Here is a 16,289-nt window from a genome sequence, read left to right as displayed (position 1 = left end):
CCATAATGAATAACGTGAGGAGGTGGTAGGTGTGTCAAAAAAAAGCATAAAACCAACAAGTGTACTCTTGTTTAAATTGTTAAGTATTATCTTGATATTGGTGTCGTTTCTTGGATTTTTAGGTACTTTCGGTTTTTCCGTCGGAAAACAGATATATACGATGTTTACCGCAGTAATGGGGAGTTTTGCCTGGGCTGGTCCTTTCGTATCCTTGATAATAGCATTTTTTCTTTGGCATTATCCTTCATTATTTAAGGCAGATTCCCCGGCAAAATCAGAGACGGATATGGTTAAGGATAATCAGCGCAATCGAGAAAAATATTCTCCTGAAGGAGAAATTGATGGTGGTTGGAATCAATCTCCAAATTTAAAGGGAATTCCCCTACCGACCGGAAAATTGGTCAGTTTACAAGGGTTTAATCAATACTTTTCCTCACCGGACTGGGTTGAAGTGAAGGATCAGGATATTGAGAAGGCTGAAGCGTTAATGGATATGGGAAAGGACTTCCCGACTTATTTTGGGACAGGAAAAACTATCCCGCCTAAAAAGCAAAGTAATCTTACTACTTTAAAAGGATTTAATGACTATTTTGCTGAGGTTGAGCGAGAACCAATCATCGTTGCCAAAACACCTGAAATAGAACCTAAATCCTTTTCAGCGGTGTTTAAAACAAAAACTGAACAAGAGGAATTTTTAGCTCAGTTTAAAGAGGAGAAAACTATTGTAGAGCAGTGTCCCATAATTCAAGAAAATAGTGAGGCAGATACTGTCGTCGAAGAGCCTCATGAGGATGTTCAAACCAGCCAATCCTTGGAAAGTGCCGTATCTAAACTAGTGAAAAATGAACCAATACCAGAAACTTCAGCATTAGCTGAAGAAGAACGGGAAAGTGATTGTGAGACATCCACTGAGTTTGTTTCTAAGTCAGTAAAGAGTCTTGATTTAAATCTTATGGAATTTCCAATTAACATGGGCAGTACTGAGACAATGCTAGAATTTGAAGTACCTCCTGTTGCGGCTGCTATAGAGTTAGAAGAACGACCAGCGGAGAAGATTAAGGAGTGGGAGTTTCCTGATTTTGATTTATTAGAACCTCTGACGCCAAGAACGATCATTCAGGATCCGGAGTCATCACGTCAGCTGGAAAAAGTCCTTCAGGATTTTGGGGTAAGGGCTAAAGTTATTCGTGTGACCAGAGGACCGGTTATTACCCGTTATGAATTAGCTCCTGCTCCAGGGGTTAAAATCAGTAAGATCGTAAATTTAGCCGATGATATCGCTCTAGGATTAGCTGCTCGAGATGTACGAATCGAAGCCCCCATTCCCGGAAAAGCGGCAGTTGGAATTGAAGTGCCGAATAAACAAGCCTTTTCGGTGCCTTTCCGAGAAGTGTTGGAAACCTCAAGTTTTAGAGGTCATCCTTCCAAACTCAAAGTCGCTTTAGGAAAAGACATTGCGGATCAGCCAATTATCGCTGATCTTATAAAAATGCCGCATCTTCTGGTAGCCGGTGCCACTGGTTCCGGAAAAAGTGTTTGCATTACGACGATTATTAATTCTCTGCTCTTTAATGCAGCTCCCGATGAAGTTAAGTTTTTGCTTGTAGACCCCAAAATGGTAGAACTCAGCCAGTATAATGGTATTCCCCACTTATTGGCACCTGTTGTTATCGATCCGAAGAAAGCTGCCAGTGCTTTAAAGTGGATTGTCAAAGAGATGGAGAATAGGTATGAACTCTTTGCATCTTCAGGAGTCCGAGATATTGAACGATATAACAAATTGAAAGCTGGGGAAACTCCTGGAGCGGCTCCTGCTTTGCCTTTAATTGTTGTGATTATCGATGAGTTGGCTGATTTGATGATGGTTGCTGCAGGAGAAGTTGAAGAAGCTATCTGTCGCCTGGCCCAAATGGCTCGGGCTGCCGGTATTCATTTAGTGATTGCTACCCAACGTCCATCTGTTGATGTCATTACCGGAGTCATCAAGGCGAATATACCCAGCAGGATTTCCTTTGCAGTCTCCTCTCAGATTGACTCCCGCACGATTTTAGATGCCACGGGTGCTGAGAAACTATTGGGCCGAGGAGATATGCTTTATTCCCCATTAGGTGTCAATAAGCCCGTTCGCGTCCAAGGATGTTTAGTAACCGATGATGAAGTTCAGCGTGTCATAAATCATTGGAAACAATTAGGTAAACCGGAGTACCTTGATCCTGAACGATTGTTTGCAGATACAAATCCTAAAAGTGAGGAAGGCAACGGACCGGATGACGCACTGTTTTTTGATGCAGGGCAATTATTTATTCGAACCGGAATGGCATCGGTATCTTTTCTCCAGCGGAGGCTGAAGTTAGGATATACTCGAGCCGCACGAATCATGGATATGCTGGAAGAACAAGGGGTTGTGGGAGCTTATGAAGGAAGTAAGCCCAGACAAGTGCTCTTGACTCTTGAAGAATTTAACGAACGATTTGGGTAATGGTCCCAAGAGTTTTAACAATTGAGAAATACGCCTTGAAACGGCTGAAAAGTCGTTTCAAGGCGTATTTGCATATACTCTGATAAAACCTGAGGAAACTTCAAATAAACTTTAAAGAATAATAGACCCGAAAGTCAGGGCGGCTTCGCTCCACAGGAGTGAACCCATTGCATGGAGAGGCGGTAAAGCCCACAAAGCTTGCGTGGAAAGCGGAGCCAGTGGTTCACATCTGGTATTACCCTGAGGTTTGGTGGAGCTCCCGCACAAGCGAGTGGGCGAGCCTCGGAATGCTGAGTGACGAAGACACTGTCTTCGCACGAATTAGCTTTCTTGCAGGATGGGGCGAAGCTGCCCGACCCTAACGATCCCGTCTTCATTCTCTGATGGTGTCGTATAGCGTCATTAAGAAGCGTTTTTAATGAATGAAGTGAGAGAAAATGGGAATAATGCATAAATGATGTAAAAAAATAAGACGGAGATAGAGAATGATGTTTTTCACGCGAACCATTACCAAGAATAAACCCTATAAAGATATTGTTCTTCATGGGGAAGATTTACTGAGTCATGCTAAAGAAATAGCTCGAGCGAATGCCAATCAAGGAAGCAATCATCCCAAACGGTCATTAATGCCTAGAGTAAAACAGAATATGAAATTTCTAGAGCAGGCATATAGTGAAATTGCCGATTATTCTGCAAGAACACAGGATATGGTGCCTGCTACTGAGTGGTTAATGGATAATTTTTATCGATTAAAAGATTTGAGAACAGAGATCTTGGGCAGTCTTCCTGAAAAATTTGAGTTGCAGCTGCCGCAAAGCAGCAGCAGAGATTTTCAAGGGTACCCGCGAATTTATGGACTATTGATTGAGCTTATCGAACACACTGACAGCCAATTGAAAAGCGAAACTCTTAAAGGGTTTATTGACGCTTATCAGCTCCAAGTACCCTTATCAAGCGGGGAACTGTGGGCCATCCCTGTCATGCTGAGAATTATTCTTTTAGAAAATATTAGACGCTTAACTGAACAAGTACTATTTACTCAAGCTGAAAGAGAAGCTGCCGATCGCTGGGTGCTGCCTTTATTGGAATCAGAGCGTTCACCTGAAGAATGGGAGATACTATTAAAGTCCCTTACACCTCAGGAAGAATATTCTTCAGCGTATGCAGACCAAATCTTGAAGCGCATACGCGAACTTGGTACAGATGTAGTTCCTTTGCTGCAATGGGTTGACCGAGCTATTGCCAAACAAGATACGACGATAGAAGAATTGGCAAAGCTGGAACGGCAGCGTCAGACTATGTGTCAGGTTTCTATGGGCCATGCTATTACTACTATACACTTTGTCAATGCAGAAGATTGGCCGAGGTTTTTCGAAGAAGTCAGTTTAGTGGAAAGTGTCTTTGAAAATGATCCCACTAATGTGTATAAGGAAATGGACTTCCAGTCCCGGGATTATTATCGACATTGTGTGGAAAAAATTGCCATAAACTTCAATGTTTCAGAGTTGGTAGTGGCCCGTAAAGTCTTAGCAAGAGCCCAGAAAGCACATGGGCGAGGAGAGATGGCTGCGTCTCATATTGGTTATGATTTAATTGGAGACGGCAGGGAAGACCTTGAAAGAGAACTGGAGCAGGATTTTGGCAAACAACGGAGCTTTTTAGGGAAGATTCAAGGTACTGTACGCAAACAACCTAATCTTTACTACTTTGGCAGTGTGATGATCGTTACAGGTATTCTGTTTGCTTATGTTCTATCTTACGCACTTTCGGGAATATCATTGTCCTTTGGCTATAGCCTGCTCCTAATCATTAGTCTAATGGTTTGGGTCAGCAGTATGACTATCCCTTTTGTCAATTGGCTGGCTTCTGAGCTATTTCGTCCCTCCTTCTTGCCAAAATTGGAGTTAGATGAAGGGATTCCCCAACAGCTTAGGACTATGGTTGTCATACCGACTCTATTAACAAATGTCGAACGAGTGCATGAACTAATTAATGAGATTGAGGTTTATTATCTCGCCAATCGCGATGAGAATTTGCATTTTGCCTTATTAGGTGACTTTGCCGATGCCAAGACTGAAAGTGTTCAAAACGATCAGGAGATTATTGCTGCCGCAACAGAAGCGATAAAAAAATTAAACAAAAAATATGAAGAGAACCGCTTTTATTTTTTTCATCGCAAACGGCTGTTTAATCCTTCGGAAGGCGTATGGATGGGATGGGAGAGAAAACGCGGAAAACTATTAGAGTTTAATCGCCTTCTTCGTCTAGAGGGGACAACTAGCTATAATGTTCAAATTGGTGACCTTTCAATTTTGCCGACCGTTCGATATGTTATTACCCTCGATGCAGATACCCAGCTGCCGCGGGGAGTTGCTAAAAGACTAATCGGAACTATTGCCCATCCTTTGCATGCGCCGCAGCTCAGTGAAGATGAGTCGAGAGTTGTTAAAGGCTATGGAATACTTCAACCTCGCGTGGGAGTATCAATATTACAAGCCAATGCTTCTGCTTTTGCACGCATTTTTTCGGGAAAAGTAGGAGTAGACCCCTATACCACTGCAGTTTCTGATGTTTATCAGGATTTGTTTGGTGAAGGGATCTTTACCGGAAAAGGGATTTATGATGTTGATGTCTTTCATAAGGTTACGGATAAATCGTTTCCTGAGAACACCATCCTCAGTCATGATTTGATTGAAGGAGTCTATGCCAGAGCCGGCTTAGTATCCGATATAGAGCTTGTTGATGGCTATCCTTCCAACTTTTTAGCCTATATGTGTCGTTCCCATCGCTGGGTCAGGGGGGATTGGCAGTTATTGCCTTGGCTGTTTAAACCGATTCCCTTCCTATCCCGATGGAAGATATTTGATAATTTGAGAAGGAGTCTGGAGGCTCCGGCCCAAATGCTGCTTCTCGTTCTTGGCTTCACAGTCCTTGCAGTGGAACCGTTAACTTGGCTAGTTCTTATTTCCTTTAGTTTGCTTTTTTCTGTGATATTATACCTGCTCAATCAGTTGTTTAATGAGCGGGTTGAAAAAGGAAACATCACTCAAGATCTAGGGACTTTGGGTATGCAGTTTGCTCTGCAATTTTTATTTCTGCCCTATCAGGCCTGGATGATGCTTGATGCTATTGTCAGAAGCCTCTATCGGCAGTTTGTCTCACATCAACTTTTATTGGAATGGGAAACTGCGTCAGATGCGGAGAGACGTTTAGATGGCAGTATAAAAACCATGGTGAGCAAGATGTGGCCGGTTCCTGTTATAGTAATGCTTGCTCTTTTCATGATTTCATCCTTTTCTCCCAGCAATGTTGGGCGTTTTGCACCCGTTGGCATTGCTTGGCTTGCCTCCCTCTGGGCAGCACGCCGGGTCAGTCTTCCCATTCAATATAAACAGATTAAACTGTCTGCCTCTGAGCAAGCTGCAGTACGGCGTTTCGGCAGGAGAATTTGGGCATTTTTTGAAGAGTATGTTTGCCGAGAGGACAATTGGCTTCCACCGGATAATGTTCAAATTGATCCTCCTAACGGAGTTGCCCATCGAACCTCGCCAACGAACATAGGGCTGGCACTGCTAACCAATTTAGCGGCTGGGGATTTGGGTTATATCACTGCAGCCAAAGTGCTGGGGAATATTCAGCATACGGTGGATACGATCCACCGTATGGAACAGTGGAAAGGCCATTTATACAATTGGTACGATACTCAAAAGCTTACCCCTCTAGAGCCTAAGTATATTTCTACAGTTGACAGCGGAAATTTTGTTATGTATCTTTTGACGTTAAAATCTGGGTTGGCAGAGATTTTAGACAAACCCTTGTTGGATATTAGTCATGCATTGGGTCTAAAAGATACCTATCATCTCTTACGGGATGAACTTAATTCCCAAGACTATGAAGAATTAGATGCCTTTGTTAAGGCTCTGGACAAAGTATTAAGCCAAGATGAGACGTGTAATCTGCTGAGTTGGAGCAAGTTAGTGTCTCAATGGCCGGCAGAAATTGTTAAACTTGAATTAGGCGAAGAGGGATTATACTGGGCTCAGCGCTTAGATGTTATGATTGGGTCTCTACGTTTGGAGATGGAAGAATTATTCCCTTGGGTTTTACGCCAAGAAGGCGGAGAAGCTGAAACTCTTTTTAATGGGCAGCTGAGTGGAGGTTCCAGTCTCAATGAACTTTCTGAGATTTATGCCGATGCACTTACAAAGGGTGGTCTTTCTGAAGAAATAACTCAACAAATAAACTCAGCTCTTAAGAAAGCCCAAGGTTATATTCAGCAGTCTCTGGACCTTCAGGGATTGCTTGAAGAGATGGCTTTAGCAACAGACTTTGCTCCTTTATATGACGAATCCCTTCAACTCTTTTCTATTGGCTATCGTGTTTCAGAGAGCAAACTGGACAATTCATATTATGATTTGTTGGCCTCGGAGGCCCGGCAGGCAAGTTTCTTTGCCATAGCCAAAGGGGATGTACCTCCCAGCCATTGGTTTAAACTTGGACGTGCTTTGACCTTGTCTAGAGGAAAACGAAGTTTAGTATCCTGGAGCGGAACTATGTTTGAATTCTTAATGCCTCTTCTTGTCATGCGGAATTATCAGGGGACTCTTCTTGATGAGACCTATCATTCTGTTGTTGAGGTACAGAAAAAGTATGGTCTTCAGTACAATGTGCCTTGGGGGATTTCTGAGTCAGGATTTCACGCTTTTGATCCCCAGTTAAACTATCAATATAAAGCCTTTGGCGTACCTGGCTTAGGATTGAAACGCGGCTTGATTCAAGACCTTGTTATTGCGCCTTATGCAAGTTTTCTGGCGCTTATGGTTTCTCCTGAAGATGCACTGTCTAATATTGCAGCCATGGAAGAAAAGGGTTTTGGCGGACGATATGGCTTGTTTGAAGCTGTAGATTTCACCAGTGAACGTATTCCTGTTGGGCGTTCTTATAAGCTTGTTCAGAGTTTCATGGCTCATCATCAAGGCATGAGTCTCTTGGCCATGGATAATATACTTTTCGAAAATGTCATGCAGAAACGTCTGCACAATCAAGCCTTAATTCAGTCGGCGGAACTATTGCTGCAAGAACGCATTCCCGAATTCAACTCCATTATTCCTCAGCCTGAAGATAATCAGCAAGCATCTAAGCAAAATGTCAGGGAATTTGAACTGGAAAAAAATCAGTATGTTCTTTTAGATACTGCCGATAGTCCCATCCCTATGGTGCATAGTATATCCAATGGACAGTATTCAGTTATGATTACCAATTCAGGGTCTGGCTTTAGCCGTTACCAGGGAATTAGTCTGTCGCGATGGAGAGAAGACGTGACACAGGATGCCTGGGGCACCTATTTCTATATACAAAACTTAAACTCAGGGGATGTCTGGTCGGCGGCCTACCACCCTTGCCGGAATCCAGGAGAAAATTATAAGGTGACCTACGCACCGGATCAAGTAGAGTTCTGTCGTAAGGATGGGAACATTACCACTCATACTGAAATTGTGGTTTCACCGGAGGACCAAGCTGAAATGCGACGTATTTCTCTGACAAATCACAGTAAACATGATCGTGTCGTTGAAATTACCAGCTATTTTGAAGTGGTTCTGGCTAGGCAAAATGAGGATTTAGCTCATCCGGCTTTCGGGAATCTCTTTATTCAAACGGAGTTTAGCCATGAATCTTTGTTGGCCTCACGCAGGCCGAGAGGTGATCATCAGGCCCGATTATGGTTAATGCATACTGTAGCTACGGAAGGAGAAAAGGTCGGTTCCCTTCAATACGAAACCGATAGAGCCCGTTTTATTGGACGGGGCAGAAGTCTGTCTAAACCCCAAGCATTAGATGCTAATCATCCCTTGTCCAACACCGTTGGTGCCGTTTTAGACCCGATTATGAGTTTGCGTCAAAGGGTTAAATTACGCTCAGGGCAGACAGTTCGAGTCTCTTTTTCCACGGGATATGCAGAGAGTCGTGAGGATGCAGTTCGAATTGCAGAGAAATACAGAGATCCTCTGTCTGTAAACCGGGCATTTGAATTAGCCTGGACCCATAGCAAGATGGAACTTCGGCATTTAAACCTGTCAGCTGCCCAGGCCAATGAGGCTTTAAGCTTAGGAGGGCATTTGCTTTATCTCAGCCCATGTCGCCGGGATGCCGCCGAATGCATTGCGCGGAACAGCAAAGGGCAATCGGCCTTATGGCCATATGCGATTTCGGGGGATCTGCCCATTGTTCTTGTGCGGGTTTCTAATTCTGAGCATTTGGATTTAATACGCCGGCTCTTGACAATTCATGAATATTGGAGAATGAAAGGTCTTTTTGCAGATCTTGTCATTCTTAATGAGGATGCCAGCGGATATGTGCAAGCTTTTCAGGACAACTTGCGTGACTTTATCTCCATGGGACATGCTCGAGATTTGATGAATCAGCCGGGCGGAGTATTTCTCCTGCAAAAAGGTCATGTTCAGCCAGAGGTTCTAAATCTTCTCTGTACTGTTGCCCGTATGACCTTTAGTGGAGAGGGAGGATCTTGTACTGTCCAGGTTCGCAAAAAAACCAAGCTAGTATCACAAAAGCCAGAGCCATTTAAAGAAGAATTGTTGAGCAAGGATACTACACAAAATAACATTGTTGAGACTGAGCCCAAATCAATTCTTAAGTTTCCCGACGTTACGGGGAATGAATCCTCTCCTCGGCAAACTCATTTTGTTAACGGTTATGGTGGGTTCAGTGAGGACGGGAAAGAATATATTATTGAGCTGCAAGAAGGTATGAATACTCCTTTGCCTTGGATCAATGTGATTGCTAATCCGAATTTCGGATGTCAGGTATCTGAAGGGGGAGCTGGTTATACTTGGTCGCAAAATAGCAGGGAATATAAGTTAACTCCATGGTCTAATGATCCTATTCTTGATCCCGTGGGTGAGGTCCTTTACCTGCGTGATGAAGAAACAGGCGAATATTGGTCTGCTACTGCCAATCCGATACGTGAACAGTGCAGCTATAAAATTAGGCATGGGCAAGGTTACTCCATTTTTGAGCATGACTGCCGGGGATTGAAACAAACTCTGCGTTTGTTTGTTCCCATGGATAACCCTGTCAAAATACTCGAATTGTCTATAGAGAACCATACCGATCATGTTTCGCGTTTAAATGTGGTGTACTATGTTGAATGGGTAATGGGAGTTGTGCGGGAACAAACGGCACCGTATTTGGTGTCGGATTATGATGAAGATCGTAACGCTTTCTATGTTCGCAACACCTATCAGGATGAATATGCAGGCAGGGTAGGCTTTTTAGCGGCCTTAGGGGCTAAGGTAAGAAGCTATACAGGAGATCGTACGGAATTTATTGGACGCAATGGCAATCTGGAAAAACCCATTGGTTTAAAACTGGATTCCTTTTCTGAATCCGTAGGCGCCGGCTTAGACCCATGTTCCGCGGTGCAGCTGGAAATCTCTATATCCCCCGGTGAAACTAAGACAATGACCTTCTTATTAGGTGAAACATCCCATCGGGAAGAAGCTGAGAGAATTATTTCTGAATACGAAAAACCGGAAAAGGTGCAGGAGGCTTACAATGATGTCCTTAGACATTGGGAAAGGCTCCTGGGCATTGTATCCGTTAAAACACCGGATTTATCCATGAATCTTCTCCTTAATCGCTGGCTTCTTTACCAGACAATCGTCTGCCGGCTATGGGCACGCTCTGCTTTTTATCAATCGGGAGGAGCTTATGGTTTTAGAGATCAATTGCAGGATGTTATGGCTTTAGTCTACAGTGACCCACAGTTTACCCGTAAACAAATCCTTATTCATTGCCGGCATCAGTTTGTCGATGGGGATGTGCAGCACTGGTGGCATGCCGAAAGGGGAAAAGGGATTCGCACGAGGTTTTCTGATGATTTATTATGGCTGCCCTTTGTTACCACTTATTACATTGAGCGTACCGGGGATATAGGAATCTTGGATGAAATGACACTCTTCTTAGATGATGAGCCTCTGGGAGAAAACGAAGATGAACGATATTCCATTCCTAAGATATCCAATGAAGAAGCCAATGTTTATGAACATTGTGTTCGTGCCATCGAAAGAGGGCTTCATTTTGGGGAGCACGGACTGCCGCTCATCGGCTCAGGGGACTGGAATGACGGTTTTAGCAGAATCGGCAACAAAGGTAAAGGAGAGAGTGTATGGTTGGGGTGGTTTATCTACCTAACCTTAATTCGCTTTGCAGAATTATGCGACAGCAAGCAAGATGGAGAGAGGGGAGTTCGTTATCGCCAGGTTGCTGAAGAGCTGAAACAAAGGATGGAAGTCCATGCTTGGGATGGCGGATGGTATCGAAGAGCTTATTTTGATGATGGAACACCTTTAGGTTCTTCCCAGAACGAGGAATGTCAAATTGATGCATTAGCTCAGTCGTGGTCCGTGTTATCTGGGGCAGCTCGCCCTAGCCGAGCGGAAGATGCCATGTTGGCCTTAGAGCACTATTTGTGGCGTAAAGAGGATGGGTTGCTCCTCTTATTAACCCCGCCTTTTGATAAACAGCTGCCGGATCCGGGTTATATTAAAGGTTATGTTCCCGGAGTTAGAGAAAACGGCGGTCAATATACCCACGGTGCTATCTGGGCAATTTTAGCTTATACAACTTTGGGTGAGGGAGATAAAGCAGCGGAGCTTTTCCAAATGTTAAGTCCTATCAATCATGCACGAACTGAGCATGAAGTGAGTCGTTATAAGGTTGAGCCTTATGTCATGGCAGCAGATGTTTATGCAACTCCATCCCATGTAGGCCGAGGCGGCTGGACGTGGTATACTGGTGCTGCAGGGTGGATGTACCAAGCGGGACTTGAGGGCATATTAGGATTTAAACGCCGGGGAGATAGACTAAGCTTGAATCCCTGTATTCCCAGTCGTTGGCCGGGATTTAGCCTAACCTATCAATTTCAGTCATCCGTTTATGAGATTGTAGTAAATAATCCTGATGCCAAGATGTCAGGCTGTTCTAAAGTAACCTTGGATGAACAAGAATTACTTGAACCGGTTATTGATTTGAAAAATGACGGTCTGACTCATAAGGTATGCTTAACCCTGTGATGCGGATGGACTAGTATAAAATAAAGCAACAAGGTTGGTGAAGGATGGATTTCTATCGTGCCTTATCGGAACATTATGACGAGATATTTCCCTTAAAAGAACCTCAACGAAAGTTTTTGCAGGATTATCTGAAAAAGGAAAAACTCACCTCAGTCTTGGATATCGGCTGCGGAACAGGGACATTTGCTTTGGAAATAAGTCAGAGGGGTGTCCAAGTCCTAGGGATAGATTTAAGTAAGGAAATGATCGAGATTTCCAAAAGAAAGGCTGAGGAAAGAAAAAGCAGTGCTTCCTTTGCAGTTGCCGATATGCGCGATCTTAGCCAAATACAAGAGGGGTTCCAGGGGATCCTATGTCTCGGCAATACCTTGGCTCACGTGTCCGGTGAAAGAGAATTAAACCAGGTGTTGGCACAGTTCAGGCAAAAAGGAACGCTTCTTTTATTACAAACTGTAAACTATGATCGTATTCTGACTAATCAGGTTAAAGAGCTTCCTGTAATTAAAACCCCCCAGCTTGCTTTCTATCGTTATTACAATTATCGAGGGGACGGGAACATTGATTTCTCTATGAAGATTGAATTTCCAAATCGTAGTGAGATCATATCCGGAGTTAATAGGCTCTTTCCATTGACCAGTTCTATTCTAAAGAAGTCCTTTCAGGATAACCATTGGGAGATCAAGGATATCTGGGGTACTTACGACAAAACTCCTTGGTCGGAGTCAGCGGAGGCGACGATTATTGCCGCCAGGCGCATGATATTATAATGATCTAATTGGTACCCTATAAAGCAAGTAAAATGCTTTATAGGGTAATTTTTGTATTATAAATTGTTTTGATGGCTGACGATTTGGTATTTAATATATGTACTAAAAGGATTTTCCGAAAACATGGTGAATAACTATTATCATAGACACTAATGGGTGAATATGTAAATATATGTAATAATTTATTGCATAATGACACAATAATATAAATAGACGAGGAGAGTGTTCTATGAAAAACAGTTTTGGAAAAGCCTTCAATATTTTTTCTCCTAAACCACCTTGTGAAGAGACAACTTATATTTTTGATTATGTTGAAGAACGATTTCAAGGTAATGACTCTGTTCAACCTAAAATCGACTATCCTATTCACAAAAGAATGTTATCTTATTTTGTCAGACTCTTTGATAATGAACGTCAGATGTCTAAATCAGCCAAGAAATTATTGACAATTGCAGCTAACTTAAGTAGTTTCGATGTCAATATGTCACATATCGCTAATAAATTAATTGACTTCGCTAAAAAAATGTCTTTATTAAGTGAATCAAATCTAGCCGTTGTTCAGCAAACGAATGCAGGCATGAATGAAGTTAATTCAACCGTGGAAAAAACATCGAATACCTTATCTCAACTATCGGAAGCCTCAGCTGATCTTGTCCAAAATAACCATGTGAGTTTGAATCAGCTTAAAGAGGTCAATGAACTAAAAGATAATGTTATGCTTGATGCCAATATTATGAGTGAAAAAATTGCTCAGTTAGTTAAAATGGCCAATAAAGTCAACGATATTGTCTCAGGGGTAGGAGAAATTGCAGAACAAACCAATCTTCTTGCTTTGAATGCTTCCATCGAGGCTGCTCGGGCTGGAGAAAACGGACGCGGATTTGCTGTTGTTGCCGAAGAAATACGTAAATTGGCTGATGATACCAAGCTCAGCCTGGAAGGTATGAAATCCTTTGTAGGTAATATTCAGAGGGCTGCGAAAGAAGGCAAACAGAGCATGGAAAATACCATGTCTTTAACTCAGCAAATGAGTACTAAGATTGATACAATTACTGAAACGATGGAAAAAAATGTTGAGATGCTTAATACAACTATTAATGATGTGAAATTTATTAATCAATCCATGGAAGGAATAAAGATATCCACTAATGAGATCAATCAAGCTATGGATGTGTCAAGTCGTGATGCTGAAAAGTTAACCATGATGACTCAGATTATTCATAGAGATGCATTAGCAAGTGCAGATTATGCCAAAGAAATTGCCAAAATTGACGATGAGATATCCCATATTGTTAAAGAGCAGATGAATGCATTGCAAGGCAGCAGTAATGCCTTAAACAATCAAGAGTTTTTAAGTACGATTGAAGATGCCAAAAAAGCGCATTCCAATTGGCTGTTGAATTTTAAACGTATGATTGATGAAATGATCATTTATCCGCTGCAGACGGATGGCAGCAAATGCGCATTTGGTCATTTTTACAATGCGGTTCGTGTAACTAATGAAGCTATTGCGGAAGACTGGGCTGAAATTGAGGGAATACATGAGGAGTTTCATAAAATTGGTCAGGAAGGTATTGAAGCCGTTAAAGCCGGTCAAAAGGATAAGGCTCAAGAATCGTATACTGCTTCCGAAGTGCTCTCAAAAAAAATCTTTGCACAATTGGATAAAGTGACTGCTGAAGTAATCAAGTTGACAGATCAAGAGGTTTCCCTATTTGGCAGTAATCCAGGTAAAAAATTATGCGGCTAGTATAAAGAAAACCCGGTTTCGCCGAGCCTTAGCGAAGGCGAAACCGTTTGTTGCACTTATGCTTCAGACGACGAAGACACTGTCTTCGCACGTATTAGCCATCTTGCAGTATGCAACGAAAAGTTATACTTTCTGATTAGTATAAAAAAGGAAGCCTGATCATCAAGGCTTCCTTTCATTCCTCAGGCAATTCCATTTAGACGATCATAGATCGCTTTTCTAGCCCCTACGGTTAAAACAACTATGAGTTTTTCCTCGGCAAAGACCGTGTAAATAACTCGATATTCTTTATTGCCGCTGCGGAAAGATACTCGGTAGGTTTCATAATAAGGGCCTTTTAAACGTTTAAAAGCAAAGGGGTCTTGTTCTAAACTTTCGAATACTGCGGGAATTTCCTTAATTTCTTCTTTGCGAAGGACGACTAAGTCATGTATACCGCGGGTTGTTATCATCACGTTAAAATCACCATTAGGAATTTTTCGAATCCCTAATGAGGTTAGAGCTTGAGCATCCCAACATTTGATGGATTGACCATTCTTATGTGCCCTATGTGCTTCTTCGGAGAGTCTGTCGAGAACCGTACTTAGTTTTAATTTTTGTTCTAATAATTTATTCTTGAGACAATCCCCGCTGCATCCTTTAGCAAGCAATTCATTAACAATCAAATCCTCAAAAAAGTCTGATAATGGTCCAGCAGAGCGTTCGGCGCTTCGAACGAAAACTTTTCCTTCTGAGTCGACACATAAATCCAATGTATCTTCCGCAACAAGCCCGAAGAGTTTCCGTAATTCCGCGGGTAATACGATTTCTCCTTTTGCGCCAACTTTTACCCGATACGTTTCCATAAATACTCCTCCTTGTTTTTCTCTATCCTGTACAGTTTCAACAATATTGCGAATATTCCTTCTTTTATAATATGCTTTGAACAGAAATTTGAGAAAAAATTTTGATGATTTCATCTAGTTTTCTTTATCACAACGATTTAACTTTTGGGGCAAAAGAGATTATAATTAAGGACTACCAAGGAATGTTCACCAGGATCACTGTGTAAGGAAGTGTTTTTATTTGGTTAAGAAAAATTTTTACGCTGTAAAAAAGGGATTTAAAATAGGACTATTTAATACTTGGCTGGAATGTCAGGCTTCGGTTAAAGGGTATAAAGGGGCAGTTTACAAAGGGTTTGAAAAGAAAACCGAGGCAGTTGCCTGGCTGAATTCGGAAGAAATAAGATCTGACCCCTCTGCGCATTTGGAGGGTATTGATTTTGAAGTTTATACGGATGGAAGTTATGTGAACGGCAGGTACTCCTATGGTTATGTATTCATTAAAGATGGAGAGATTGTTCTGGAAAGCAAAGGAGTAGGTGAGGACCTTGAAGCAGCCAGCATGAGGAATGTCGCCGGTGAAATTGCCGCCGTTCGTCATGCCGTAGAAAAAGCGATTTCAATCCAAGCAAGAATTCGTATTTATCATGACTATTCTGGGATTGCCCTTTGGGTTACAGGAGAATGGCAGGCTAAAAATAAGTTTACTCAAGCCTATGCCAAGTTTATGCGTGCTCATAAAGAGGTTTATGAGCTCAAAAAAGTTGCCGGTCATAGTGGTGATAAGTTTAATGATTATGTGGATGGTCTTGCTAAAGAAGCTTTGGGGATAAGGACAAAGAAAAGCTAAATAAAAAGCTGCATATCGGACTCAAGTGCATCCGCTAAATACTCTTTAGCCGTAATAATTTGAACTTCAGGTAAGAGTTCCTCTTCTTTTAAGCCCATAACATCTACAGAAAGCTTACAGCCATAAAATTTAACGCCTTTTTTACGTGCGCCATTTAAAAAATCTGTGAGTGACGGAGTTTTATCATCTTCCATCATTTCTAAAAGCATTTGCTTCCCAAGTCCAATCATATTCATACGAGAGAGGGGCAGTTCCTCCGGTCCTTTGGGAGTAACCAGACCAAACATTTGCTCGAAAACGGTTTTATCCTCGGAGGTTCCTTTGCCGGGATCTCGGACTAAACAAAGTCCCCAAAAGGCGAAGAACATTGTTACTTCAACATCCAGTTCCCGTGCAGAATTAGCAAGTATTAGGGCTGCTAAAGCTTTATCATAATCTCCGCTGAAAACTAATAGATTCATCTTTTTGTTCAATGCCAGCACCTCTTTATTTTGTTATATAAAACCTATTATGAGTAGAAATAAGGT

The 16,289-nt window shown here is 42.2% G+C and carries 7 protein-coding genes; 5 read left to right on the top strand and 2 right to left on the bottom strand.

All coding sequences use genetic code 11. The features are described from left to right. Positions 1–31 precede the first annotated feature (31 nt). The 4 genes from DESOR_RS16045 to DESOR_RS16025 all read left to right on the top strand — a co-directional run bounded on the left by DESOR_RS16045 (position 32) and on the right by DESOR_RS16025 (position 14,088). Positions 32–2,479 (top strand): DNA translocase FtsK, encoded by a 2,448-nt coding sequence (locus tag DESOR_RS16045; RefSeq protein ID WP_014185630.1) that lies wholly within the window; start codon positions 32–34, stop codon positions 2,477–2,479. 485 nt (positions 2,480–2,964) lie between these two features. After that, complete coding sequence (locus tag DESOR_RS16035) at positions 2,965–11,571, top strand: glycoside hydrolase family 94 protein (RefSeq protein WP_014185629.1); 8,607 nt, start codon at positions 2,965–2,967, stop codon at positions 11,569–11,571. Between the two features lie 44 nt (positions 11,572–11,615). Then, on the top strand, positions 11,616–12,338 hold the full coding sequence (locus tag DESOR_RS16030) for a class I SAM-dependent methyltransferase (RefSeq protein WP_014185628.1): 723 nt from the start codon (positions 11,616–11,618) through the stop codon (positions 12,336–12,338). Between the two features lie 229 nt (positions 12,339–12,567). Continuing rightward, positions 12,568–14,088: a methyl-accepting chemotaxis protein gene (locus tag DESOR_RS16025; RefSeq protein WP_014185627.1), complete on the top strand. Its 1,521-nt coding sequence runs from the start codon at positions 12,568–12,570 to the stop codon at positions 14,086–14,088. A gap of 182 nt (positions 14,089–14,270) precedes the next feature. Here the strand turns inward: DESOR_RS16025 and DESOR_RS16020 are convergent, their stop codons facing one another. Further along, positions 14,271–14,933, bottom strand: a complete 663-nt coding sequence (locus tag DESOR_RS16020; protein ID WP_014185626.1) for a type II toxin-antitoxin system RelE/ParE family toxin — start codon at positions 14,931–14,933, stop codon at positions 14,271–14,273. 220 nt (positions 14,934–15,153) lie between these two features. On the opposite strand from DESOR_RS16020, the gene DESOR_RS16015 reads away from it, so the two are divergent. Next, entirely contained in the window at positions 15,154–15,762 is a 609-nt protein-coding gene (locus DESOR_RS16015; protein ID WP_014185625.1) for a ribonuclease H1 domain-containing protein, read from the top strand. Here DESOR_RS16015 and DESOR_RS16010 read toward each other — a convergent pair. Further along, on the bottom strand, positions 15,759–16,235 hold the full coding sequence (locus DESOR_RS16010) for a DsrE/DsrF/DrsH-like family protein (RefSeq protein WP_014185624.1): 477 nt from the start codon (positions 16,233–16,235) through the stop codon (positions 15,759–15,761). The genes DESOR_RS16015 and DESOR_RS16010 overlap by 4 nt on opposite strands. Between the last annotated feature and the right edge of the window lie 54 nt (positions 16,236–16,289).

This window comes from Desulfosporosinus orientis DSM 765 (assembly GCF_000235605.1).
Taxonomy (GTDB): Bacteria; Bacillota; Desulfitobacteriia; order Desulfitobacteriales; family Desulfitobacteriaceae; genus Desulfosporosinus; species Desulfosporosinus orientis.
Note: the sequence above shows the minus strand (reverse complement) of the source record. Positions and strands in the feature narration are given on the sequence as shown.

Coding starts and splice junctions, on each gene's coding strand:
- DESOR_RS16035 (WP_014185629.1), top strand. CDS start 2,965: ATGATGTTTTTCACGCGAACCATTACCAAGAATAAACCCTATAAAGAT.
- DESOR_RS16030 (WP_014185628.1), top strand. CDS start 11,616: ATGGATTTCTATCGTGCCTTATCGGAACATTATGACGAGATATTTCCC.
- DESOR_RS16025 (WP_014185627.1), top strand. CDS start 12,568: ATGAAAAACAGTTTTGGAAAAGCCTTCAATATTTTTTCTCCTAAACCA.
- DESOR_RS16020 (WP_014185626.1), bottom strand. CDS start 14,933: ATGGAAACGTATCGGGTAAAAGTTGGCGCAAAAGGAGAAATCGTATTA.